Source organism: Granulosicoccus antarcticus IMCC3135 (assembly GCF_002215215.1).
Taxonomy (GTDB): domain Bacteria; phylum Pseudomonadota; class Gammaproteobacteria; order Granulosicoccales; family Granulosicoccaceae; genus Granulosicoccus; species Granulosicoccus antarcticus.
In genome coordinates this window covers 7,409,332-7,432,881 of sequence record NZ_CP018632.1, presented here as the reverse complement: position 1 = coordinate 7,432,881, position 23,550 = coordinate 7,409,332, and the positions used below count along the sequence as shown (strand labels likewise).

Sequence of the window (23,550 nt, the reverse complement as noted above, 5' to 3'; positions counted from 1 at the left end):
CTTGGCAAGTTGAGTTCATCCGGTGAACAGGCCGATTAGATTGATGGCCAGCGGACTGATTGCGGCGGATATCACATTTCGTGTGGGTGAGATGCCGCGGCGCGCCGAAAAATATCGTGCCGAAGATGTACGCTTCAGCCTGGGCGGTGGTGGTGCGATTGCTGCGGTTGCCATGCAGAGGTTGGGGGCCGAGGTGCAGCTGGCAGGCAGACTGGGTGACGACTTGTTCGGCGATGTGCTGCGTACAGAGTTGCTTGGACGATCCGTCGGACATTCGCTGGTGGTTTGTATACGGGACAGCAAGTCGCCTATTTCCAGCGTATTCGTCGACGCTAGTGGCGATCGACAGATCGTGAATTACCGCGGCGCGGATGAAGCCTCAATCGCAAGGGAGGCAAGTACTGTGCTTGATGTCCAATTGTTGCAAGCACTGGAGATACCGGAGGCGGTGCTGGTTGATACTCGCTGGGAGGCCGCGGCCTTGCAAGTGCTGAGCTACGCGAAGCAGATGGGTATTCCAGCGGTGATCGATGCGGAGGCCCCTGTCAGCCATGCGGCCATGGCATTGGCAAGTCATCTTGCCTTCTCTCGTCAGGGCTTGCGAGATTTTGCAAGTGTGGATAGCGTGGAGCAAGGCTTGCGTATGGCACAGATGCAATTCGGCAACTGGGTTTGCGTGACCGATGGGGAGCAAGGCGTGTATTGGCTGGACGAGGGCAAGCTTGCCCATATGTCAGCTTTTGCGGTAACAGCGGTGGATACACTGGGGGCTGGCGATGTCTGGCATGCCGCCTTCACCTTGCAGTTGGCAAAGAGGTGTCCGGAGCAAGTTGCCATCGAGTTTGCGAATGCCGCTGCTGCTTTGAAATGCATGTCGCCTGATGGATTGGATGGAATACCGGACGAAGGGGAAGTACTTGCATTTATGAAGCAACGAACCGGTGCTGATTCTCAGATCTGACTACCGGATTCTGAATTGCAGCTGACTGCCATTCATGCACTGCTGGGTTTCTTGCGACGCGGTCGTTTGGGTAGAGAGACGCGATACCTGAATTCGCCTGTGACCTCGGTGATCAAATCCAGCCGGTCTGTCCTGACCGGGTGAACAGCGTACACGCTTCTCTGAATACGCTCAGCACCTCTGACCAGGAACAGTTCGCCATCCTTGATTTCATCTGCGATCTCCCGGCTGGCAAGGTAGCCTGCACCTCCGAACTCCAGCATGAACTCCAGTGCCACACTGGCATTGGCAATACGCAGGGTCGGCTCATGAGCATCGGGGTAGAGGCGTTGATACTGCAAGGCGACGCTCAGGCCCCAATCAATCCAGATGTAACCCTGGCCCATAGCCTCTTCGAGGTTGGCATCCGGATTGGTGGTCACCATGACCAGTTCCAACTGTGCCACTTCGATCAGGTTCAGAGTGTCGATCTGTGGCGGCTCCATGATGAAGCCCAAGTCCAGCTGCCCATCAAGCAGACGGCGTACCAGAGTTTCAGGAGTGTGTGATTCAAGGATCAGTGCCAGTTCCGGATACGCGCGATGAACATCATGAATCCATTCCTGCATACCGGCATCCCAGACACGGATTGTGCCGCCGACAGCCAGTTGGGCGCCGGTCTCACCCAGCGATACATCATGACGTGCCTTGCGCCATTCAGCAATCAGGCGTTCGGCGTAACGTTTGAAGCGATGGCCTTCTGGTGTCAGATCAATCTGCCTGTTCTGGCGAATGAACAGAGAGACCCCGAGGGTTTGCTCCAACAGTTTGATACGTGAGCTGACTGCCGCCTGAGTGACAAACAGTTCTTCTGATGCCTTGCGAAAATGGCGCAGCCGTTCCACTTCCAGAAAGGTACGAAGTAACTCTATGTCCATGAACTCGGGATGCCGGAAAGTTTCGTTGCAGACGGGATAGAGCGATGGCCCTGTCAAACACGATAACCGCCATCACCTATTAAAGATACCAGGCAACGGTTGCACGGCAGATTTGAACGATAATCAGACACTGTACTTCTGTTGGAATCAGGTGATGGTGGTCGTCACCACCACCTGTTCTTCCTGGTGTGTTATTTCACACGATAACGCACATTGATAATGGCTGATGTTGCCACCTCGTCGTTATCCCGATCCAGATTCGGTTTGTCGTCGGTATCTACCGCTGCCAGCGTCAGGCCCAGATCGAGTCGATTGGTCAGGTGATAAGCCATGGTGCTCGCCAGGGTATTGCTCATGAAGCGTGTCTTGTCATCGTCATCTGCTTGCTGGAAAGACAAGTCCCAGCTGTTGATCCAGTCAACCCGATCGGAAATTTCGTAGCTATAGCTCAACCGGTTGGAGAGTTTCTGCACGACGTTGTCACCGAAAACAGGCTCGTAAGTGGCGGTCTCCAGCAACTGTCCGCGCAAACCGTAGGGTTTGGCGTATTCAAGTTGGAACAGCAGTTTGGGATCGTTATCCGCGATGCCCAGAAAATCGCTGGACTGGAATCCGGCACCGCCGCGAACCAGCCAGCCATGTCGACGGGCGCTGATAGGTTCATCGAACAGAATGTCGTCCAGCTTCACCGTGCCCAGAGCGCTGAGCTCGCCTTCAGGCAACACGCCTGCAGCAGCCATGGCCTGCTCCATATCGGCATACCAGGCACCTCTGTATTCATCGGCACCGCCTTTGGAACGGTATTCATCTTCGCGTCCGATGATGGCTGCCAACGCCAGTAGATCCTCATCGCTCATGTCTTTGGACAGCAAGCCATAAACACCTAATGCTTCTTGTATACGCAGCGCCTTTGCCAGCGGTGTTGCATTCCAGACGCGTCCATAGCCCAGGCCGACAGTGACACCAATGTTGTCATCAATGGCAGAGTCCTGATGGGCATAACTACCTTCACCAAAATAGAAGAGCTTGTCATTGCGATCACTGAAATAGACATCCGAATTGACTTGAGCACTGAAACCGAAATCTGAATTCGAGCTATCTTCCGAGTTAGGTCCACGCGATGCATCTGCATTACCGTCAACACCGAAGCCCCACACTTTTCGCTCGGTGCTGGTTCGTTGCGTGTAGAACGCGTTGAGGAAAGCGTCATAGCTGGTCTGGTCCTGATTGCCTGAGTTCGCGTTGGCATTGAAGTCAACATAGGCCTCATCGAACGAGGTGTTCGGATCGCGGAAGTCTGTTAGTTCTATTGCACTGGCAACAGAGCTTGCCGAGAGTATTGCAACGCTGATGGCTGATTTCATGAACATGATTTTTAGTCTCATACTGTAAGGGGTGAGAAGTTCAACTTTGTCCTGATGGGAGTACTGACGAGCGCGGTGACTGGGAAGTCACATTTTTTGTCAGGCAGCTACGTTCTGGAAGTTGATCTTGAAGACGTCCATGGCTCTGTACAGGCGCATCTTGGTGGCGCTTTGAGTCAGGTTGAGTGCCGTCGCCATCTGTTTGATGGAGAGCTCTTCAAAGTAACGAAGCTCCAGAATTTCCCGGTTGGTACTCGTCAGACGGTCCAGGGTTGAGTGAACTTGCCCAGTGCTGTCTTCGTTGGCATCGGGAGCTGCTTCTGTGTGCCTGTCTTCTTCGGCGAGCGTCAGGCAATGGCGAAGGTGTTCGTTCAGAGTCCGGGAGGACTTCTTCTTGATCAACGTGAAGCAGTGGTTGTCCGCAATACGACTCACCCAGGTTCGTAGCGATGAACGCCCTTCAAAGCGGCTTATCGCACGTATGACCTTGAGAGTGATCTCTTGCACGGCGTCCTCGGCATCGGTGCTATTGCCAAGCAGCGCGACACAGTGACGCTGCAACCAGGCGCCATTACCACTCAGCCAGGATATCAACTGGTCTTCCCAGGCCGGGTGGTTTTGCGTACAAGCCTGTATAAGCTGTTTCTCTGCTTCTGCAGTGATGTCTGAACGGGATTGGATCTCTGTTTTCATCTTGCCCTCCGGTGTTGTGGCAAGCCTCTGCCACAGTAGAAGACAGGATGATCGGCATATTCAGATCATTAGTAAAACTATAAATAATTGTCGAATTGAATAATTATTTTTATCAATTAGCGTTTGTAACCTGAATAAGTTGTGACTTTTCGATTTTGGTCGATGTCTGTGGGTTCAAACTAGTGGTTAATGACAAGCAAGCGCGACGCTTTGCCACTGATCAACTCAATAATTTACTGAAAACATGGTGTTCCAATGAAAATATCAAGAAATATAATGCTGTTGTCGGCTCTGCTTGGCCTGTTAGCTTCAGGTTGCGCCAGCACAGGTCCCTCGTTTGGGGACACGGTCATGGCCGAAGGTAATGCGGTTGCGGACATCGGCGAGCAATGGGAAGAAGGTCAGGCGCTGATTCGCAAAGGCAACAAGAAAGTCAGTAAGGGCAACGACCAGATATCTGAAGGCAAGGAGAACCTTGCCGATGGCACATCAATGGTCAAGTCGGGTGAGAAGCTGGTGCGCGATGCCGAGAAGAAATATGAACAAAGCAGAGTTGTGCTTCCGGCAAAATAGCGCGCAGGTTGCTCGATGCGGGTAATGCAGATGCTTTGTGGCGTCTGCATTGAGAGATGACTGCAAGCGGAGCCTTGCAGTCTCTTCAGGTTGTACAGTTTCAGTTGGTGTGTAACAGACTATTCGGCTGTAGTGTCAGCATTAGGCACGTCAGTGACCAGATCAAGAACCTCTGGACGGCGGCGACGACGAGTCTTGGCTGGCACCATGCTGCGCATGGATTCCAGCTTGCCGTAACACAGCAGTTTGTCATCAGCTTCCAGCAGTCTTTCTTTCTTGGGGTTAGGGATGATCTTGCTGCCCCGGTACAGTGTCAGTACATTGATATCCTGCTCCGCCAGTTCGGTCGCTGCTATAGAGACACCAACAAAGTGTGAGCCTTCTGGTATGTATATTTCACTCACACCGTAACCCTTGCTGATGGTCAGACGCTGGCGGATATCGATTTCCGGAAAATCGACCTGGGCTGCAATGTAGTCAATGACACTGCCGGCAACATCCAGACCTGTGCAGGTCTCTATGCCCTCCAGCCCCGGGGATGAATTGACTTCCATGATTTGCGGACCATTTTTGCCTTCGAGCATATCAACACCGGCGACACGCAGACCCAGTATCTGTGCCGCACGTACCGCTGTCTCTGTATATTCTTCAGACAGTTCGACGGCTTCGGCGACGCCACCACGGTGTACATTGCTGCGAAATTCCTGGCCCTGGGCAACCCGGCGCATGGCGGCGACGACGCGATCGCCGACTACGAAGGCTCGTATATCCTTGCCTTTGCTCTCAGCGACAAATTTCTGGATCAGAACATTCTGTTTCTGGCTTTGCAGCAACTCGATGATACCTTCGGCCGCTTTGGTGGATTCTGCCAGAAGGACACCGATGCCCTGGGTACCTTCAATGAGCTTGATGACGACCGGGGCGCCGCCGACGCGTTCGATGGCTGGCAGAACATCCTTCTTGTCTCGAACAAACGTTGTTCTGGGAATGCCGACGTGATGACGACTTAGTATCTGCAGACTGCGTAATTTGTCACGCGAGTTGGTTATACCAGCGGCGGTGTTGGCGCAGAAAATATCCATTTCCTGGCATTGGCGCACCACGGCAGTTCCGTAGTAGGTGATGGAAGCTCCAATTCGGGGAAGTATCGCATCGTAGCTGCTCAGGGCTTTTTGCCGGTAATACAGGTCCGGAACGCCTTGTTGCAGGTCGATAGCGAATTTCAGGGTGTTGAGCACTCTGACGGTGTGGTTGCGCTGCTGTGCCGCTTCCACGAGTCGTCGGGTGCTGTAGGAGTTCGGACCACAAGACAAAATGCCGAGTTTCATACGCATTTCCAATTGATATTAGATGAATTTCTGGCGTAGCGACTCTCGATTCGCTTAACAGCCAGTGACGGCATAGATTACAATATGTACCGGCTCCATGATAGGACTGAATGTCAAGGTGGTGGGGCAGAAAGTAAGGTTTTCCGATTGCTCGGGTTAGACCGAACGTGTAGATCAGTGAGCGGTTACGCGTCGGGTATTTTCATGACAGAGTTCCTGCAGGTACAATTTACGTGATGTCATTCAGACAGATGGGCTGCTGGGGGCTGACTTTGTCGCTGGGTGTTGGCGGTGGGGTGCTGGCACTGCTTCTGCATTTTCCGATTCCCTGGATGCTGGGCAGCCTGATTGCCTGTGCACTGGCAATATTTGCCGGTCTGCCAGTTCAAACCTTGCCCATTGCGCTGGAGCGCTGGATGCGGATTGCCATCGGTGTGTCGTTAGGGCCATCGGTTGCATCCAGTATCCAGCTTTCTGGCGATGACTTGCCGTTTGCCATCGCGGCGGCTTTGAGTATCACGACCTTGACTGTCTTTATAGGAATGCCCTGGTTTGCAAGACAGGCCGGGCTGCCACGTCCGGCGGCTTTTCTTTGTGCGCTACCGGGAGGCTTGTCGATGCTGTTGGCACTGGCGGGGGATTCAGGCAATCGTGCCGAAGTCTTGATGGTGCATGCGGTACGCATCGTGATTGTGGTGGTCTCCATCTCGCTTCTTGCCCGCTTTCTGGGTGTGCCACCTGTGCCTGATCCATTGCTGGCGAGTCTGGAATGGCATAACGATACCTCGCCCTTTGTACTGGCTGGACTCATCGTCGCCTGTTTTATTCTGGCCGAGAAATTGAATATTGCCGGTGGTCACGTCATCGTGCCAATGGTGCTCTCCGCCATGCTTGCCGCCTTTACCGATATCAATATGGCGCCACCGACGTTGGTAAAGACCTTGGCGTTACTGGTGTTCGGGATGGTCATTGGCAGTGAGGTGGCTCACGGCCCGCGCGATCGCTATGCCCGATTTTTTGTGGCATCGTCCTTGTTCACGATTGCCATCATGTGTCTGGCGGCGGTGTTTGCCCTGATGCTGGTGCCATTGATCGATCAGCATTTTCTGGTGCTATTTCTGGCATTGGCTCCCGGTGGTATCGCGGAGGTCAGCCTGGTGGCGCTGGCACTGGGTCTGGATGCCGGCATGGTTGCGTTGGTACACAGTTGCCGGTTCATCTATATCATCGGAGTTGGACCAATCGGTTTGCGCTGGCTGCGCAAGTCCCTCGCTTCTGAAGCATAAGTCTTGAGGGGCGGCTCGTTGTCGGTTATTACACGATCAGGCCGCGTCTTGTCGTCGGTTGGGCAGCGCTTTCAGATATTGTTCGGCATCCACCACTTTCATGGGGTGGCAAATATGGAAACCCTGGACCGCATCACACTGAGCTTCGCGTAGAAACTGCAACTGCTCAATCGATTCAACGCCTTCGGCAGTCACTTGAACGTTCATTCGACCTGCCATGGCAATCACGGCATCGGCGATTGCTTGATCATTGGTATCTGACAGAATGGCACTGGTGAACGATCGGTCAATTTTGAGTCGATCGATCGGAAACTGCTTCAAATAGTTCAGGCTTGAATAACCTGTACCAAAGTCGTCAATGGCCAGTTGCACTCCAATGATTTTCAATTGCTTGAATGTGTGCACGGCGGTGTCGACCTGATGCATCAATACCGATTCTGTGAGCTCCAGCTCCAGCACCTCTGGCTCCAAGCCAGTTTCAGTAAGAATGGCTTGCACCATTTTTGGAAAATCAGGCAATGCGAACTGCACTATCGATACATTCACAGCGATGCGGTCGAGATGCAAGCCATTGTCAATCCACTGTTTTGCCTGTAGGCATGCGGTACGCAAGACCCACTCACCGATAGGTATGATCAGGCCGTTTTCCTCCGCGATCGGGATAAAGTCATCGGGTGCTACCTCGCCCAGATACGGATTATGCCAGCGTAGCAAGACCTCAAATCCGATGAGCTCATTTGAAATCAGATGTAACTGGGGTTGATAATGCAAGCTCAGCTCATCGTTGTTCAATGCCTCGCGCAAGGCATTTTCCCTTTTCAACCGGCTGACAGCTGCCTTGCTCATCGTCTCGTTGAAGTGCTGTGGTTCCTGAGAAAGTGATCGTTTGGAAAAGTACATCGCCATATCAGCACATTTGAGCAAACCGGCAGAATCACTTGCATCTCCGGGGAAACTGGCGATGCCGATACTGGGAATGGAGAACAGTTTATGCTCACCAATGATCATGGGCTGGGACAGTGTCTCGAGTACCCGCTGTGCAACACCAATGGCTTCTTCAGGTCCTGCAAGGTATTCAATCAGCACTGTGAATTCATCACCCCCCAAGCGCGCCACCGTGCCTGTTACTCTATTGGAGTCAATGCTGTCAGTGGGGTGTTCACCTGCGCGCAACACGGCGTTCAAGCGTTTTGCGGTTTCTCGCAGGACATCATCGCCGGCATCGTGGCCCAGCGTGTCGTTGATTCGCTTGAATCCGTTGAGATCAAGGAAGAGTACGGCCAGCGATTGTTCTTTTAGAGTGGACTGCTGAATAGCATCATGGAGTTGTTTCAGAAAAAGTTCACGATTGGGCAATCCGGTCAGCCCGTCGTAGTAGGCTAGTCGCCAGATCCGATCTTCGGCCTGACGTTTTTCGCCGATCGCCAGAGCCAGCTGGCGAATCTCGTGTGGATGAAAGGGTTTCTGCACATAGAACATTTTCGCTGCCGGCAGAACTTTTTGTGACAATGCCATCGGGTCCACATCCGAATAGGCGGTCGAGATGACTATATCAATGCGCTCATCGAGTTTGCGGATCTCCACGGCGGCCCAGGCGCCATCCTTGCCCGGTGGCATTCGCATGTCGAGATACACGAGTGAAAACGGTAGACCAGAGACGATACTGTCAGCAACGGCCTGCACCGCCGAAACCGCATCAGCAACGCAGGTGAGTTCGAATTGATGGCTGGCTATTGCAGGAGCTACCGTGCCGATGCTTTCGGCGGAGGCACTGAACAGGCGTGAACGCAGATCTCCGATCTCGGCATTGCACGGTGCCGTAGGTGAGCACAGAATATCCCGGTAGGCTTCCAGCACCGCCGGTTCATCATCGGCGATCAACACGCGAATCACAGCAGGCTCACTCTCTGACATAGCTCTAGTTTCCCGTGCCGGTAGCCGGGAAAACGGCACCAGTTTCTGCATCGTTCGCACTGTTACCAGCCGGAGTTGCGACAGGCAGTGTCATCTCGAAACTAGCTCCGCAATGATCATCGTCTTGTAACAGGTGCAATGAGCCGCCCAAAGCTTGTAGCGTATTAGCACTCCAGTGCAGTCCATATCCGGAACCATCACGGTTCTTTGTGCTGAAGCCGCGTTGAAAAATGTCGTTCCAGTGTGCCGCCTCAATGCCGACGCCATCGTCATCAAAGCGATAGCTGATGCAGCGTTTGCCATCACACTCTTTTGCCATAGCACTGATTCGCAAGTTTCCATCCTGTTGGTCGGGAGCTTCCATCGCCTCTGCAGCATTGATCAGGATGTTGTTGATCACTTGTTGTAATGCAGCTCTGGCACCTGAGCAGTATCCGCAATCGCTGACACTGGCATCGATAATAACCTGCAGTGTGTCATGGCCACTTTCGATCAGCGTGGATGCAGCATCACTGATCAGACTGCCGACATCGACCGGCTCAAGTACTCGTGCCGATCGACTCACTCGCTCTTGATCACTCAGGATATCGCGTATATTGCCTACCTGGCTAACGGCACGGTTTACATCGTTGAGACCGCGTTCGCACAGCTCAGCCAGTTCCACACCGGCAAGCTCTACAAAGCGTGATAAATCGACTCGGCGATCTTGCGGCGTAGTCGTATTCTCCAGTTCTGTTACTGCCTGTCTGATTTCAGCTTTGGGCGATTTCCTGATTTCGCCTGCAAGGTTTTCAAGCTTTACCATCAACGGTGTAATGGCGTTGCCGATATTGTGCAAAACGCCGCTGGCCATTTCGGCAACGCCGGAACGGTATGATTGATCGACGATCTTTCGACGAGCCAGCGCAAGGTTTTCCACCATCTGATCGAAGTTATCAGCCAAGGCGCCAATCTCGTCATGGCGGTTGAGTTTCAACTGGGTGTGAAGATCGTCACTGGCTCCCACTTGCTGTGCATGATCCGCCAGTACTTTCAGTGGTTTGAGCAGTACGCGCTGCAGCGCCAGCCACAATACGATCATGGTGAACACGCCGGTGACAAGCAGTGAGAGTAGTGCCATATTGACCGCCGAACGGCCCTGTGAAGAAATATGGCGCGGTGTACTTACCTGAACGGCAAGGATAGGCTTGCCATACAAATCGCGCAGCTGTGCACTGCCCAGCCACTCATCGGCTCGCTCTTCCAGTAATGGCATATTGTGTACCAGGCCCGTCGTGTTGATTGCCGTGGAGTCCTTGACTGCCTGAGAAAGTGTACCGAGTGTGACATCGAGTCTAGTTTGTTCTGAGAGGCGTGTTATCGCCGCATCGTTGAAGAAGCGTCCCATGATGAACACACCAGCAGGTGGCCCCTTACCGTCGCTGGTCAAGATGGGCTTTGCCACCACCAGCAATGGCGCAACAGCGGTATTGATGATGCCAGACACATCACTCTCAATGCTGGCGATTTGCATCAAGGGATGCTCCGGTGACAGGGAGCCTTCCGTCAGTGCTCCCAGGTCGAGAAGCGAGTTTGTGTCCAGGTTCCAGCCTCGATTCCACAGAACGGAGCCGTCCATTTTGAACAGGCCCATGAAATTGATCTCAAGAGCGGACATGGTACTGTCCAGATCGAGATTGTCGGCTACGTATTCTGGGTATTCGCCGTTTGCGTACTGATAGGTATCGGTCCATGAGGCCCAATCCGATACCGAGGGCCCTATCTGATTGAGCTCACGTCCGATGCCTTCGAGAACCCGTTGAATGTCTTTCTCGGCGGTGTCTCGCTCAAGCGAGACAAAGCTGGGCATGATCATTCTCTGTTGGACGACCAGGCTAGCGGCACCGGAGAGCGCAAAGACGAGCACCACGATCATGGCAACTTTCTGATTCAGTGACACGTCAAACCAACTCCCCAATAGCCATTTGTACCGGTGAACAGGGCCGGTATGTCTACTATCGGCAACGCCAGATGAATGTTGAACAGGCGTTCGGTAGTCCTCCCTCTTGAGGGCTGTTAGATAGTCAATACAACTCGACCGTCTATGTTTCCGGCTCGCATCTTGTCGAAAATGGCGTTAATATTGTCGAGAGAGTCAACGGTATAGTGGGTTTTGACTTGTCCTCGGGCAACAAACTGCAGGCTCTCGGCAAGATCAATGCGGGTACCGACAATGGAGCCGCGAATGGTTTTGCGATTCAGCACCGTATCGAAGATACTCAGATCGAATGTACCTGGCGGCAATCCAACCAGCGCCAGAGTGCCACGTCTGGAGAGCATTGCCACGGCCTGACTGAAGGCGACTGGGGATACGGCTGTGACCAGAACCCCATCGGCGCCGCCAATGGCTTTCTGAATTTCTTCAGCCGGGTCTTTCTTGCTCGCATCAATGGTCCAGTCTGCACCCATCGCGGTGGCAAGCTTCAACTTGCTTTCAGCAATATCCACGGCAATAACGGTCAAGCCCATCGCCTTGGCATACTGAACTGCCAGATGACCCAGGCCACCGATGCCCGATATGACAACGGTATCGCCAGGTTTGGTGTCGGTTTCTTTCAAGCCTTTGTAAACCGTTACACCCGCGCAGAGAATGGGTGCGACGGCTGCTGAATCCAGACCGTCGGGTATATGGCCGACGTAGTTGGGATCGGCCAGTACGTATTCAGCGAAACTGCCATTGACTGAGTAGCCGGCGTTGACCTGCTGTTGGCATAACGTCTCCCATCCGCTGAGGCAATATTTGCAATGCCCACAGGCGCTGTAGAGCCAGGGTACGCCGACACGGTCACCTTCCTTGACAGAGGTGACGCCCTTGCCGCACTCGACGACGACACCGACGCCTTCATGTCCGGGAATAAAGGGAAGTTGTGGTTTGACCGGCCAGTCACCTTCGACGGCATGCAAGTCGGTGTGGCAAACGCCGCATGCCTCAACCTTGACCACGACCAGACCGTCGGTAGCTTGCGGACGATCAACTTCTTCGATACTCAGTGGAGCACCAAACTCACGGACAACAGCGGCCTTCATTTTCATGGCGCAAATACCTTTTGCAAGCAGGTTGAATGATGGGTGATTATGGGGCCGAAGAATTCTTTTGAAAATTGTGGAAAACACGTAGAGCGGGCAGTGTTACCTCAGTACTTAATGGCTTGTTCAGTCGCTCTTTGCCGAGAGACGCATGATTTCTACCTGATCCAGCAGAGGTTGACTGCGCAAGGGTTTGCGCATGATGCAGTTGATACCCAGTTGTGCAGCCAGAGGGGCAAGGCCCTGATCAGTGGAATTGGTCATGAGCGCAATGGGTATTGCGCTTCCGGATTTGCGGATGTCCGATATCAGTTTCATGCCATTGATATCCGGTAGAGCGTTTTCTACCAGAAGGCAGCACGCTGATTTATCTGTGTATTGTGAGAGAAAAGCCTTCGCGTTTTCAAAACCCAGTACGTCAACTGTACCGCTTTCGAGCAATAGCTCTACGCTGTCACGTATGGCAGGGTCGGGGTCTATGACATAGACCGTAAAGTGTTCTGATTCTCGCATGGAGACGTGCCTGGCCACCGGCTCCCCCGGCTGTCTGCTCATTGTCACCAGAGCATCGCTTCATGAATATAAGGGATTTTACGTAGAAGTGATTCGGACCCGGTGTTCTCAGCCCGCAAGCTGACCACTGCTTAGTAGATTGATTCTGACAAGATCAGCCAGAGAGCGGACACACAGTTTTTGCATGACATGCGCCCGATGCACCTCAACGGTTCGTTCACTGACACCCAGTTCCAGAGCGATGACCTTGTTTGCCTGGCCATCGGCGACACGCTTGAAAACTTCATGCTCTTTTAGTGTCAAGGTTGCAATCAGGTTTTTCAAATTTTCACTCGTCGCCCGATTGCTACGCTCGCCAGCTTCATAGCTGAGAGCTTGCTGAATTCTGTCCAGCAGGTCCTGTTCGCGAATGGGTTTGCGCATGAAATCCAGAGCACCGTTACGCATGGCATCGACCGCCATGGGAATATCGCCGTGACCCGTGATGAAGATGATGGGCAGTAATGCCTCGCGTCGATTCAATTCTTTCTGTAGCTCCAGGCCGTTCATGCCCGGCATGCGAATGTCCAATACCAGACAACCTCGTTGACTGCCATCGTAGAAGTCCAGAAACTCTGCCGCTGAGCCGAAGCATTGATGGGCAATATCGATGGTGTCCAGCAACATGCTCATCGAGTCGCGAACCGCTTCATCGTCGTCCACAATGAAGACGAGTTGAGTGCTTGTGTTCATGTTTTTTCCGTTGAAAAATTCGGCAAGGTGAACTGGAAGGTTGCACCGTGATCCTTGTTATTACTAAAACCCAGTTCGCCACCGTGTGCCTGAACAATGGATTGGCAAATGGTCAGGCCAACGCCCATGCCCATCTTTTTGGTGGATTTGAAGGGTTGAAACAAAATGTCGGCAGATTCTGCGGATACTCCTGTGCCACTGTCAGAAACCGCAACGGTGAGTGTGTCGCCATCACACCGGGTAGACAGGCTGATCTGTCTTCCATGCTGGCAGTTCACACTTTCCATCGACTCCATACCATTGCGAAGCAGGTTCAGTATGACTTGTTCGATCTGAACAACGTCACCGAGTGCGCAGCAGGGGTGTGCGTCTAGATCAAGCACCATGTCGATATTCCTCATGACGGCTTCCGAATCTGCCAGAGTCACGACCTGGCGGATAAGGTTATTGCAATCGAACTGTTCACGATCGCTGTCTCTCTGGCGCGCAAACTGTTGCATATGCTCTATGACAGCACCTGCCCGGTGTGCCTGCTGGCTGAGTTTTTCCAGCGCTTCGTGCAGTCTGTCAGGTTTGGGATTACCCGCATCCAGGTAGCGCAGGCAGGACTGTGCGTACATGGAAATGGCGCTCAGTGGCTGATTGATTTCATGCGCGATGCCGGTTGCCATCTCTCCCAGAATGTTGACCCGGTCGATATGAGCAAGTCGCCCGCGATGCACCCGGGCTTCCTGTTCCGCTGCACGCTGTACTGACAGATCGCGTAATAGCCCAACGAACCGTCGTCCCTGCTGACCCTGAAAGGCGCTGATGGATAGTTGAATCGGGAATATGGTGCCGTCCTTGCGTTTGCCGGTGAGCTCTCTGCCGCTGATGTGCTTGACGGTGCCGGCTTCGGCAACATGCTGATCGACATGACCCTGGTGATCCCGGCGGTAATGCTCGGGCATCAATTGCGTGACTTCCATGCCGATAGCGGCTTGCTGACAATAGCCAAACATCGTTTCCGCGGCCCGGTTGAACGACTCGATGACTCCCAGTTCGTCGATGGTGATGACTGCTTCAGCGGCTGTATCGACGATTGCCTGTGCATAGCCCTCAGCCTCGATCAGTGCGGTTTCTGTCTGTTTACGCGGTGTGGCATCAATAACCAGGCCATCAATGATTGTCTTGTTGCCGAGTTTGTCGAAAGTCATTCGACCTCTCTCCAATACCCATTTCAAGCGCTTGTCTTTGCAGGAAATTCTGTATTCGGCAAAATAGTTCGGACTGCTGGCATTTGCCATGGCGATCTGCTCTTGCCTGAGAGCTCGATCGTTCGGATTGATAATGTCTTCCCAAAGGATGCTACCGCGCTCGAACTCAGCCTTTTCGTACCCGCTCAATGTCAGGCATCCTTCGCCCATATGGCTTTGATTACCTTTGTCACGCAGTATCTTTCGAAAGACCATGCCAGGCAGGCTCTTCCATAAGGATTTCAATTGCTGGGTGTTGAGGAACAACTCTCCTGCTTGCTCAGCCGACTTTAGTTTTACTCTGACGAACCAGGCTGTTATTCCGGATAAAAGCAGACTCAAGACCAGGAAGGCTGTTGAGAAAATCGAATTCATTCGTGCCAGTGGCCAGTTACTCGACCTGACTTGAATGGACCAGCTCAGCGCGTAGGTAGAAAACAGATTGGTAACGGGCGGACCGTACACCGTGTCTTCATCGTCGCTGGTGTGTTCGTAAACCTGTTGATCCTGGAGTAATACCCGACTATAGGTGAGCCCACGGGTGTCTCCAAGCAACAAACTGTCAAGCCAGTCTGCCAGCTCGAGTTCGGCCATCAGTAGTCCAGCGCCTTGTTCTACTCGTGCAAAGAAGGCGAGTGCGGGCTTTCCGTTGTCGAGCAGGAAGGGCTCGGACACCGTCAGATGTTGTTGTTCGCCGATTGCAGACATGGCCGCTTCTATGATTGCAGAAGGGGTGGCCAGAGCGCGAGGTGGCGTGGCCCCATCGCTCGTCACCGGGTTCAGTTGCAGGACGGTATGGGATTCATCGACCCATCCAAGGGTTTGAAAGCCGGGTAGTGCTATCAAGGAATCGATCCCCGGGCGATTTTTGTCCGGTGTATAGCCAGCTGGCCATCGCTCAGCCAGCTTTTCCAGGGTGGCAATGCGTGCTTGCAGGTCTCTGGTGACGGCAACTGCCATCCATCCGCCGGCTACGGATGCAGCATTGCTGAGTTCGTTTTGCCTATGTCGTTCCAGAGCTTGCCAGCCGATGAGTGTCAGTCCTACCAGACAAATCCCCGTCAGCAACGGCGTCCAGCGGCGCCAGCGTGGTGTCAGAGTGTGGGAGGTGCCTGGCACGTCAGTTTGGCTTCATTGCGGGGTAGACGAATTGCTTCGTGATTCTTTGAATGTTAACTGAAATGCTGCATTCCGAAATGTGATTCTGGTTCATCGGCATTAGGAGCAAGAGCGAATAAGGTGAAAAAGTAGGTAGTTTCCACAGGGTGGTGTCGGATATTGCGGGTGGTGCGCGCGAGGGAGTTGGGTGAGCATATGTGTCGAATGTGTTTTTTCGTCATGAACCTTGGCTGGATGGATTCTTGTGAACCCTTATCAAATCATCATTGTGCTGTCCTGTTTGGCACTGCCGCTGTCTGTCAGCCACGCTGAGACTCTGGAAGAGGCATGGGGCGTGGCATTGTCCTCGGACCAGTCACTACAGGCTATGAAATCCCAGACACAGGCGGCTGCAGCGAGCGTCTCGGCTGCCAAGGCGCGCCGATTGCCCACGGTGAATGTGGATGCAGCGTTCACGCAGCTGGACGATACGCCGGGTCTGGATCTGAGCGCACTGGGTCTGACACTGCCTGATGCTGTCAGTCATGACAACTTTCTTGCCGCCAGCGCGCAGCTCAACCTGCCTTTGTACACTGGCGGCCAGATCAGCAACGGTATCAGTGCTGCCAATGCAGCTCTGGAGGCTAATCGCGATCAGGAGGTAGCCGCCGTACAGAATCTGAAACTGGCTGTTGCTGATGCCTTCGTGCTGGTACTGCGGGCTACACATGCGGTTGAGGTGGCGAACGCGAACGTTGACTCTCTTCAGGGCCACGCAACGGATGTCGAAAATTTCTTCAACAAGGGTCTAGTGCCCCAGAACGATTTGCTCGCCGTCCAGGTATCACTGGCCAACGCACAGCAAAAGGCCCTGCAGACAGCAAACGGTCTGGATATCGCCAAAGCCGCTTATAACCGGCAATTGGGACGTGCCCTGGAGGCCGAGGTGTCTCTGGATGAAGTCATGCCGCAGGTAGATCCACTGGCGCGCGTAGACGAGCTGGATCAATTGACGACGACTGCACTGGATAATCGCAGTGAGTTGTCAGCGCTGCTCAACAAGTCATCCGCTTTGTCCCTGCAAGGAAAAGCTGAGCGGGGAAGCACGCTGCCAACCGTGGGCTTGAACGCGACCTATCGTTATCTGGAAAACGAGACGCTCGATGATCAGAATCTTGCATCGGTGGCGCTGGGTGTTTCCTGGGCGCTCTACGATGGTGGTCTGGCGAAGCATCGTGCCAGTGCGCTTGAGCAACAGGCGCAATCTGCGCGCGATCTGAATGCCGATCTGGACTCCGGCATTCGATTGCAAGTGCGTAGTGCATGGCTGTCCATCAACGAGGCTCGACGCCGTATGGATGTGGCACAGAAGGCCGTTGCGCAGGCCGAGCAGAATCTGAAAGTAGCCAAAGATCGCTACCAGAACGGAATCGGCACCAATACCGAAGTGCTCGATGCAGAAGCATTGCGTTCAGTCAGTCAACTCAATAACAACGATGCCCGCTATGACGCGGCATTGGCTCGGCTCAAGCTGGCGCGATCACTGGGTGTGCTGTAGCTCCGGCCCTGATATCAAATCTGGAAATCATGATGAAAAAGCTTATCCCTCTGTTCGCCCTGATTGTAATCGCCATCGGTTCCTGGTGGGCTTACACCCAATTTGTGGAAGTCGACCCCTTGCCCGATGGGCTGGTGCAGGCCAATGGCCGAATCGAAGGTGACATGGTGTCTGTGTCCAGCAAGTATCCGGGACGCATTGCCAGAATCACTGTTGAAGAAGGTGATTCGGTGAGTACCGGTGATGTACTGGTAGAGCTGGAAGCGGGCGAGATAGAGGCCAAGGTGCGCCAGGCTGAACAGGCTGCCGAAGCTGTAAGGCATGAAGTGGAAGCCGTCAGTAGTCAGTGCGAGCAGACAGAACGTGATGCCAAACGTTACGAGGAACTGTACGCTGAAGGTACGGCCACAAAACGTGAAGCGGAACAGGCTCAATTGGCTGACACGGTGGCGCAGGAAAAGCGAACAGCAGCCGAGGCTCAGTTGAATCAGGCAGAGGCGGCCTATGACGAGGCCTGTGTGGCGCAGGATGAAATGACTTTGACAGCACCTTCTGATGGCATTGTTACCAATCGCCTGCATGAACCGGGTGTGATTATCGCAGCGGGCTCTCCGGTACTGACACTGGTCAATATGGACAAGTTGCACCTGAAGGTCTATGTGCCAGAGAATCGGATTGGTCAACTGCGCCTGGGTCTGCCGGCAAAGATCTACTCGGATGCCTTTCCTGATCAACCTTATGACGCAACTGTCAGCTATATCTCCAGCCGGGCGGAGTTCACCCCCAAGGAAGTTCAGACACCTGATGAACGCGTCAAGCTGGTCTATGCGGTGAAGCTGGCAGTCACTGACAATGCCGAACATCGCCTGAGCCCGGGTATCCCTGCTGATGCGGTCATACGATGGGATGAGTCTGTCGAATGGGCAAAGCCACGCTGGTAGGCCGGTTGAAACGGACAGCAGAGAAATGGCAATGACTGAACAGGTCCACAACAGCGAGCTTGGCGAGTCTGCAGCTATCGCTGTCAGCGCCAAGGGTTTCTGCAAGCGCTATGGCAAAACCGTGGCGGTCAACTCTATCGATATCAACATTCGCAAGGGTGAGATCTACGGTCTGATCGGCCCTGATGGCGCCGGCAAGAGCAGTTTCATGAAGGCTGTGGCCGGTGTGTTGTCTTTCGAGGCAGGAACACTGCAGGTATTTGACACGATGGTTGACTCGGAAGCCAGCGCGGAGAAGGTCAAGCAGCGCATTGGTTTCATGCCGCAGGGCCTGGGCCTGAATATGTATCCAGACTTGTCGGTTGAGGAAAATATTGATTTTTTCGCACGCTTGAGGCTGGTTCCAGAAGATGAACTGACCCGCCGCAAGAATCGTTTGCTGGGCATGACACGACTGGAGAAATTTCGTGACAGGCCCATGAAGAATCTGTCGGGCGGCATGAAACAGAAACTGGGTCTGGTGTGTACGCTGATTCATGAACCGGAGCTGATCATCCTGGATGAGCCGACTACCGGTGTCGATCCGGTTTCACGCCGCGATTTCTGGAGTATTCTGGCCAAGCTGCTACGCGAGCAAGGTATTACAGCTCTGGTCTCGACCGCCTATATGGATGAGGCTACCCGTTTTCAGCGTGCCGCCTTGATGTATCAAGGCAAGGTTCTGGCGGAAGGCGAACCGGATGTCATTGGCAATCTGGCACAAGGCACGATGATTACCATTGAGGTGGAATCACAAGCCCGGGCGCTACTTGCGCTGGGGAAACAGTTCGAACAGATAGAAGCGGTAGGTACTCGTATTCGAATCTGGGTGGATGAGGCCGACGCGCCGAAAGCGGAAAAGCGTCTGCGTGACTTTCTGTCGGACTTCACCATCCGTCATCTGGAATGTGAGTCGCCAGGACTGGAGGATGTCTTTGTTGCCAAGTTGCGCCAGGAAGGTGATGTGGTTGCCGCACTACCCGTTTTCGAACCAACCACCGATAACAGCGACGGTGTGGCCATCGAAGCGCATGAATTGAGCAAGCGTTTCAACGATTTTACAGCGGTCGACAAGATTTCCTTCACGGTGCCCAAAGGCGAAATATTCGGATTGCTGGGAGCCAATGGTGCCGGCAAGACGACGGCCATCAAGATGCTGACAGGTATTCAATTGCCCAGCAGTGGTGAAGGCACGGTTGCCGGGGCCAGCATGGCTACTGCAGCGCAATTGATCAAACAGCGCATCGGCTATATGTCGCAGGCGTTTTCCTTGTATCTGGATTTATCCGTGAGTGAAAACATCAACCTGTTTGCCGGTGTCTATGGCCTGGATCCGAAAACACGACGCGAGCGAGGAGCCTGGATCATTGAGCTGGCAGGTTTGCAAGGTCATGAAAAGGAATTGGCAGGTAGCTTGCCGATGGGCTTGCGTCAGCGCCTGGCGCTGGGTTGTGCTTTGGTACACAAGCCACAAATCCTGTTTCTGGATGAGCCTACATCCGGTGTGGATCCACTGGGCCGTAGGCGTTTCTGGGAAATTCTCTTCAATCTTTCGCGTGTTCAGAACGTCACCATTCTGGTGACCACGCACTACATGAGTGAAGCAGAACATTGTGACCACCTGGCGCTGATGTATGCCGGACGTGTCGTGGCTGATGACACGCCCGACAACATGAAAAGTGCGGTAACAGCAGAGGCGGGCGGTTTGCTGGAAGTGTCTGTGGACAATCCCATTGTCGCTCTGGGTGTACTCGAAGAAGCCGAGTACAAAGGGGCAGCCCTGTTCGGTCGAAAGATTCATTTGTGGTCCGCTGACTCTCAGCAGAGCCGGGCAAGAATTGAATCGTTGTTGGGCAATGCCGGTATACAGGTGCTGGGCATGCAGGCACGCGCTCTGTCGATGGAGGATGTATTCGTCTACCGGGTATTACAGGAAGAGAAAGCCACCGAGCAGAATGCGGCATGAATATCTATCGAATCCAGGCTGTCATCTCCAAGGAGTGGCGCGAGATTGTGCGCGATCGTCTGTTTCTGGTGCTCGCCTTCGTGGTGCCCGCCATGCTGATGCTGTTGTTTGGCTACGGGCTTTCGCTGGACGTCGAGGACATCCCGTTTGCTATCGTCGACTATGACAATTCCCAGCTCAGCCGCGACTACGCTTCTCGTTACACCAGCTCGCGGTATTTCGATTTCAAAGGCTACTCCCGCGATGAAGCATTGCTGGCAGAGAAGTTGTCCACCAATGAACTGCGAGCCTTCATTGTCATTCCCGAACACTTCGAAGAGAATCTGCTGGCCGGAAAATCGGCGCCGGTACAGAGCATGCTGGATGGTACCTTTCCCTCCAGGGCATCGACGACCAAGGGTTATATCAGTGCCATCAACTCGGCTTATTCTTCGGAGTTGCTCGCCAACTATCTGAGTAATGCCAAAGGGGTCAGTGCAGAATTTGCGGCAAAAGCCCTGGCTCCGGTGGTTGTCAGCGTGCGCTATCTGTACAACCAGAGTTTGTTGAGCACCTGGTCCATTGCGCCCAAACTGATCATGGTGATCCTGATGGTGTCCCCACCCTTTCTGACCGCCCTGGGCGTGGTGCGCGAAAAAGAGCGTGGCTCGATCTACAACATCTATGCATCCACCGTATCGCGGGCAGAGTTCCTGATTGGCAAGGTCACACCCTATGTGCTCATGTCTGTGGTGAATTCCATTATTCTGTGGTTGCTGGCAACCTTCCTGTTTGAAGCACCCTTCAAGGGCGATTTTGTCTTCTTTCTGCTGGCCACGAGCATCTATGTTATGTGCACTACCGGTATCGGACTTGTGATATCCGTACTGGTTGAGACACAGGTGGCGGCGATGGTTGTCACCGCGATTGCCACTGTGGTGCCCGCTGCTTTGTATTCAGGTGTGCTGGTGCCCATACCTTCACTGTCCGGGCAGGCTCAGGTGATCGCACATGCTCTACCTGCCATGTACTACGCCGATATTGTGACAGGCACCTTTCTGAAGGGCACAGGCATGATTGACTTGTGGCAGGACCTGCTCATTCTGACGCTTTATGCGGCGGCGCTGTTTGCGCTGGGTTATAGTCTTTTCAGCAAGCGGCCAAAATCATGAATACGACTCGCGTCTGGTTTACTCGCATGCGAGTCATGACCTCCAAGGAGCTGATGCAGCTTCTCAGAGACACGATTCTCATTATCTTCACCATCTATGCCTTTACCTTCGACATCTATTGGGCAGGCTCAGGCGTCAGCCTGTCTTTGAACAATGCCTCGTTGATGGTTTTCGATGGCGACTCAAGCTACGCCTCGCGGGAATTGACAAGCCGTTTTCGCGAGCCCTATTTCCAGAACGTCGGCACATTGAATCGCTCTTCAGAAACCATTGAGAATCTGGACAGTGGCAAGGCCATGGTGACGCTGGATATTCCGGAGGGGTTTGAGCAATCTCTGTTACGCGGCGAGCAGAGTACGGTGCAGATGCAAGTGGACACCACCAATACGGTGCTCGGCTTGCTGGCCAGTTCCTATGGGCAGCAGATTGCCGGACGTTATGGGATGGAAGTGGCCATGAAGCAGCAGGGCCTGTCTCCCGACGGGGGCATTTCAGGTCCGGTGCTGGATGATCGGCATCGGATCTGGTTCAACCCCAATCAGAAAGACAGCTGGTTCATGTCAATCGCAGAATTGCTGACGATCATTACCGTGTTTTCCATGATGCTGCCTGCTGCTGCCATGGTTCGTGAAAAAGAGCGTGGCACCATCGAACAGTTGCTGGTGTCGCCCTTGAGTGCTTTTCAGGTCATGTTCTCAAAGGTGTTGGCAATGACCCTGGTTATTGTCTTGTTGACAGCCATCAGTCTGTTTCTTGTCATCGGTGGTGTCTTCGGCGTACCGTTCAAGGGAAGCCCCTGGTTGTTTCTGGGATTGGCCACCTTGTATGTGTTTACCACCTCAGGACTGGGCTTGGTGATTGCAACCTTCTCCCGCAACATGGCGCAGGCAGGCATGCTGATCATCCTGCTGATTGCGCCCATGATTTTCCTGTCCGGGGCCTGGACGCCACCTGAAGCCATGCCGACGGTGATGCGTTGGTTGATGCTGGTGTCGCCATTGCATTATTTTATTGATGCAGGCTATGCCGTGCTGCTCAAGGGCGCTACGTTCACCAGCCTGGCGCCGCAGATTCTGGGTATGTCTGTGCTGGGCGGACTTAACTTCTCACTGGGGTTATGGCGGTTTCGACGCCAGTTTGGTTAGTTTTATAGTGGGCTATAGCGAGTATTTCTACTTGGAATCAGTGTATCTGGCTTGCTCTGCCCATGACGCTGGAGTACAGCTTGAATTGAGTTGTCAAAACAGGCCTCAGGTGGCATATTGACTCTTGATCACCTGGGGCACCACTATGTCGACATTAACCAGTCAGCAGAAGTCTGACTATGAGCGAGACGGCTTTATCCTTGTCGAGGATGCAGTCCCTCCGAATGTGCTAAGCCACTTGCAGTCTGTCACAAGAGATCTTGTTGAACAGTCTCGTTCAGTGACGCAAAATAATGATGTGTACGATCTGGACAAAGGCCACAGTAAAGACAACCCCAGGATCAACCGAATCAAAACACCGCACAATGTGCATGCTGCTTACAAAGAGTATTTGCGCAGCGATGCTTTACTGGAGCTCGTTCAGCCGCTGCTTGGCGAACATATTCGGATGAACAACTCCAAGCTGAACACGAAAGCGGCCCAGGGTGGCGCGCCAGTAGAGTGGCATCAGGATTGGTCGTTCTATCCGCATACCAATGATGACTTGTTGGCTATCGGCATCATGCTTAGCGATATCGGTGAAGAGGATGGTCCCCTGCAAATGATTCCAGGTAGCCACAAAGAACCGATCTTGTCGCATTTCAACGATGGCGTGTTTTGCGGTGCTATCAATCCGAACGATCCGGCTGCTCGTCTAAAAGATGCCGTGAGCATAACGGGCAAAGCCGGTTCACTAAGCATTCATCATGTTCGAACCACTCATGGCAGTGCGCCTAATCTGGGCAATAATCCGCGTTTGTTGTTGTTATACGAACTTGCAGCGGCTGATGCATGGCCTATTGGTGGTGCCTTGAGTGTATTCGTCGGTATGAGCCAGCAGGAGCTGTGGGATTACTTCAATGACAACATGGTCTGTGGCGTGCAGAGTGTTACGCCTCGATTGAGGGATGTCCCGGTGCTGATGCCACTGCCGCCACCAAAGGATGCGTCTTCGATATTTCAGACGCAAAGTAGTGGCGGGGCCAAGAGCGCATTTGCAACGTCTTGATTAATCTACAACAAACAACCTG

At 53.4% G+C, this 23,550-nt stretch carries 19 protein-coding genes and 1 pseudogene; 9 read left to right on the top strand and 11 right to left on the bottom strand.

All coding sequences use genetic code 11. The annotated features are described in order from the left end of the window. Positions 1–22 precede the first annotated feature (22 nt). Positions 23–961: a PfkB family carbohydrate kinase gene (locus IMCC3135_RS32270; protein WP_157736482.1), complete on the top strand. Its 939-nt coding sequence runs from the start codon at positions 23–25 to the stop codon at positions 959–961. A gap of 32 nt (positions 962–993) precedes the next feature. On the opposite strand, the gene IMCC3135_RS32265 is transcribed toward IMCC3135_RS32270, so the two are convergent. From IMCC3135_RS32265 to IMCC3135_RS32255, 3 genes are all read right to left on the bottom strand, one after another. After that, complete coding sequence (locus tag IMCC3135_RS32265) at positions 994–1,878, bottom strand: LysR family transcriptional regulator (protein WP_088921341.1); 885 nt, start codon at positions 1,876–1,878, stop codon at positions 994–996. Positions 1,879–2,069: 191 nt separating this feature from the next. Beyond that, on the bottom strand, positions 2,070–3,248 hold the full coding sequence (locus tag IMCC3135_RS32260) for a DUF481 domain-containing protein (RefSeq protein ID WP_088921340.1): 1,179 nt from the start codon (positions 3,246–3,248) through the stop codon (positions 2,070–2,072). Positions 3,249–3,341: 93 nt separating this feature from the next. After that, positions 3,342–3,935 carry an RNA polymerase sigma factor gene (locus IMCC3135_RS32255; protein ID WP_088921339.1) on the bottom strand — a complete coding sequence of 198 codons (594 nt, stop codon included), beginning with the start codon at positions 3,933–3,935 and terminating at the stop codon, positions 3,342–3,344. Positions 3,936–4,190: 255 nt separating this feature from the next. Here IMCC3135_RS32255 and IMCC3135_RS32250 point away from each other — a divergent pair, with 255 nt between their 5' ends. Then, entirely contained in the window at positions 4,191–4,508 is a 318-nt protein-coding gene (locus IMCC3135_RS32250; protein WP_157736481.1) for a hypothetical protein, read from the top strand. 119 nt (positions 4,509–4,627) lie between these two features. Here the strand turns inward: IMCC3135_RS32250 and IMCC3135_RS35155 are convergent, their stop codons facing one another. Both IMCC3135_RS35155 and IMCC3135_RS32245 read right to left on the bottom strand, forming a co-directional pair. Next, entirely contained in the window at positions 4,628–4,912 is a 285-nt protein-coding gene (locus IMCC3135_RS35155; RefSeq protein ID WP_236994854.1) for a TrkA C-terminal domain-containing protein, read from the bottom strand. Then, positions 4,913–5,836: pseudogene (locus IMCC3135_RS32245) on the bottom strand (ATP-grasp domain-containing protein); the annotation flags it as partial. It abuts the gene before it with no gap. Positions 5,837–6,072: 236 nt separating this feature from the next. Here IMCC3135_RS32245 and IMCC3135_RS32240 point away from each other — a divergent pair. Further along, positions 6,073–7,122, top strand: coding sequence for an AbrB family transcriptional regulator (locus IMCC3135_RS32240; protein WP_088921336.1), 1,050 nt, complete (start codon positions 6,073–6,075; stop codon positions 7,120–7,122). 36 nt (positions 7,123–7,158) lie between these two features. Here IMCC3135_RS32240 and IMCC3135_RS32235 read toward each other — a convergent pair whose 3' ends face one another. From IMCC3135_RS32235 to IMCC3135_RS32210, 6 genes are all read right to left on the bottom strand, one after another. After that, positions 7,159–9,036 (bottom strand): two-component system response regulator, encoded by a 1,878-nt coding sequence (locus IMCC3135_RS32235; RefSeq protein WP_088921335.1) that lies wholly within the window; start codon positions 9,034–9,036, stop codon positions 7,159–7,161. A 4-nt stretch (positions 9,037–9,040) separates the two neighbouring features. Next, complete coding sequence (locus tag IMCC3135_RS32230) at positions 9,041–10,975, bottom strand: CHASE4 domain-containing protein (protein ID WP_088921334.1); 1,935 nt, start codon at positions 10,973–10,975, stop codon at positions 9,041–9,043. 116 nt (positions 10,976–11,091) lie between these two features. Further along, the gene (adhP, locus tag IMCC3135_RS32225; RefSeq protein WP_088921333.1) at positions 11,092–12,108 is read right to left on the bottom strand and encodes an alcohol dehydrogenase AdhP; all 1,017 of its coding nucleotides are present in this window, start codon (positions 12,106–12,108) and stop codon (positions 11,092–11,094) included. Between the two features lie 120 nt (positions 12,109–12,228). Continuing rightward, positions 12,229–12,657: a response regulator gene (locus IMCC3135_RS32220; protein WP_088921332.1), complete on the bottom strand. Its 429-nt coding sequence runs from the start codon at positions 12,655–12,657 to the stop codon at positions 12,229–12,231. 66 nt (positions 12,658–12,723) lie between these two features. After that, complete coding sequence (locus IMCC3135_RS32215) at positions 12,724–13,347, bottom strand: response regulator transcription factor (protein ID WP_088921331.1); 624 nt, start codon at positions 13,345–13,347, stop codon at positions 12,724–12,726. After that, on the bottom strand, positions 13,344–15,701 hold the full coding sequence (locus tag IMCC3135_RS32210; RefSeq protein ID WP_088921330.1) for a PAS domain-containing sensor histidine kinase: 2,358 nt from the start codon (positions 15,699–15,701) through the stop codon (positions 13,344–13,346). The genes IMCC3135_RS32215 and IMCC3135_RS32210 overlap by 4 nt, the downstream gene beginning before the upstream one ends. A 244-nt stretch (positions 15,702–15,945) precedes the next feature. Here IMCC3135_RS32210 and IMCC3135_RS32205 point away from each other — a divergent pair, with 244 nt between their 5' ends. The 6 genes from IMCC3135_RS32205 (at position 15,946) to IMCC3135_RS32180 (ending at position 23,528) form a co-directional block, all read left to right on the top strand. Continuing rightward, positions 15,946–17,238: a TolC family protein gene (locus IMCC3135_RS32205; protein WP_169727555.1), complete on the top strand. Its 1,293-nt coding sequence runs from the start codon at positions 15,946–15,948 to the stop codon at positions 17,236–17,238. A gap of 29 nt (positions 17,239–17,267) precedes the next feature. Beyond that, complete coding sequence (locus tag IMCC3135_RS32200) at positions 17,268–18,179, top strand: HlyD family secretion protein (RefSeq protein WP_088921328.1); 912 nt, start codon at positions 17,268–17,270, stop codon at positions 18,177–18,179. 31 nt (positions 18,180–18,210) lie between these two features. Next, positions 18,211–20,184, top strand: coding sequence for an ATP-binding cassette domain-containing protein (locus IMCC3135_RS32195; protein ID WP_088922197.1), 1,974 nt, complete (start codon positions 18,211–18,213; stop codon positions 20,182–20,184). Further along, positions 20,181–21,335 carry an ABC transporter permease gene (locus tag IMCC3135_RS32190; RefSeq protein WP_088921327.1) on the top strand — a complete coding sequence of 385 codons (1,155 nt, stop codon included), beginning with the start codon at positions 20,181–20,183 and terminating at the stop codon, positions 21,333–21,335. Before IMCC3135_RS32195 ends, IMCC3135_RS32190 begins: the two co-directional genes overlap by 4 nt. Further along, complete coding sequence (locus IMCC3135_RS32185; RefSeq protein ID WP_088921326.1) at positions 21,332–22,480, top strand: ABC transporter permease; 1,149 nt, start codon at positions 21,332–21,334, stop codon at positions 22,478–22,480. Before IMCC3135_RS32190 ends, IMCC3135_RS32185 begins: the two co-directional genes overlap by 4 nt. A 145-nt stretch (positions 22,481–22,625) precedes the next feature. Beyond that, positions 22,626–23,528, top strand: a complete 903-nt coding sequence (locus IMCC3135_RS32180; protein ID WP_088921325.1) for a phytanoyl-CoA dioxygenase family protein — start codon at positions 22,626–22,628, stop codon at positions 23,526–23,528. The last annotated feature ends 22 nt before the right edge of the window (positions 23,529–23,550 follow it).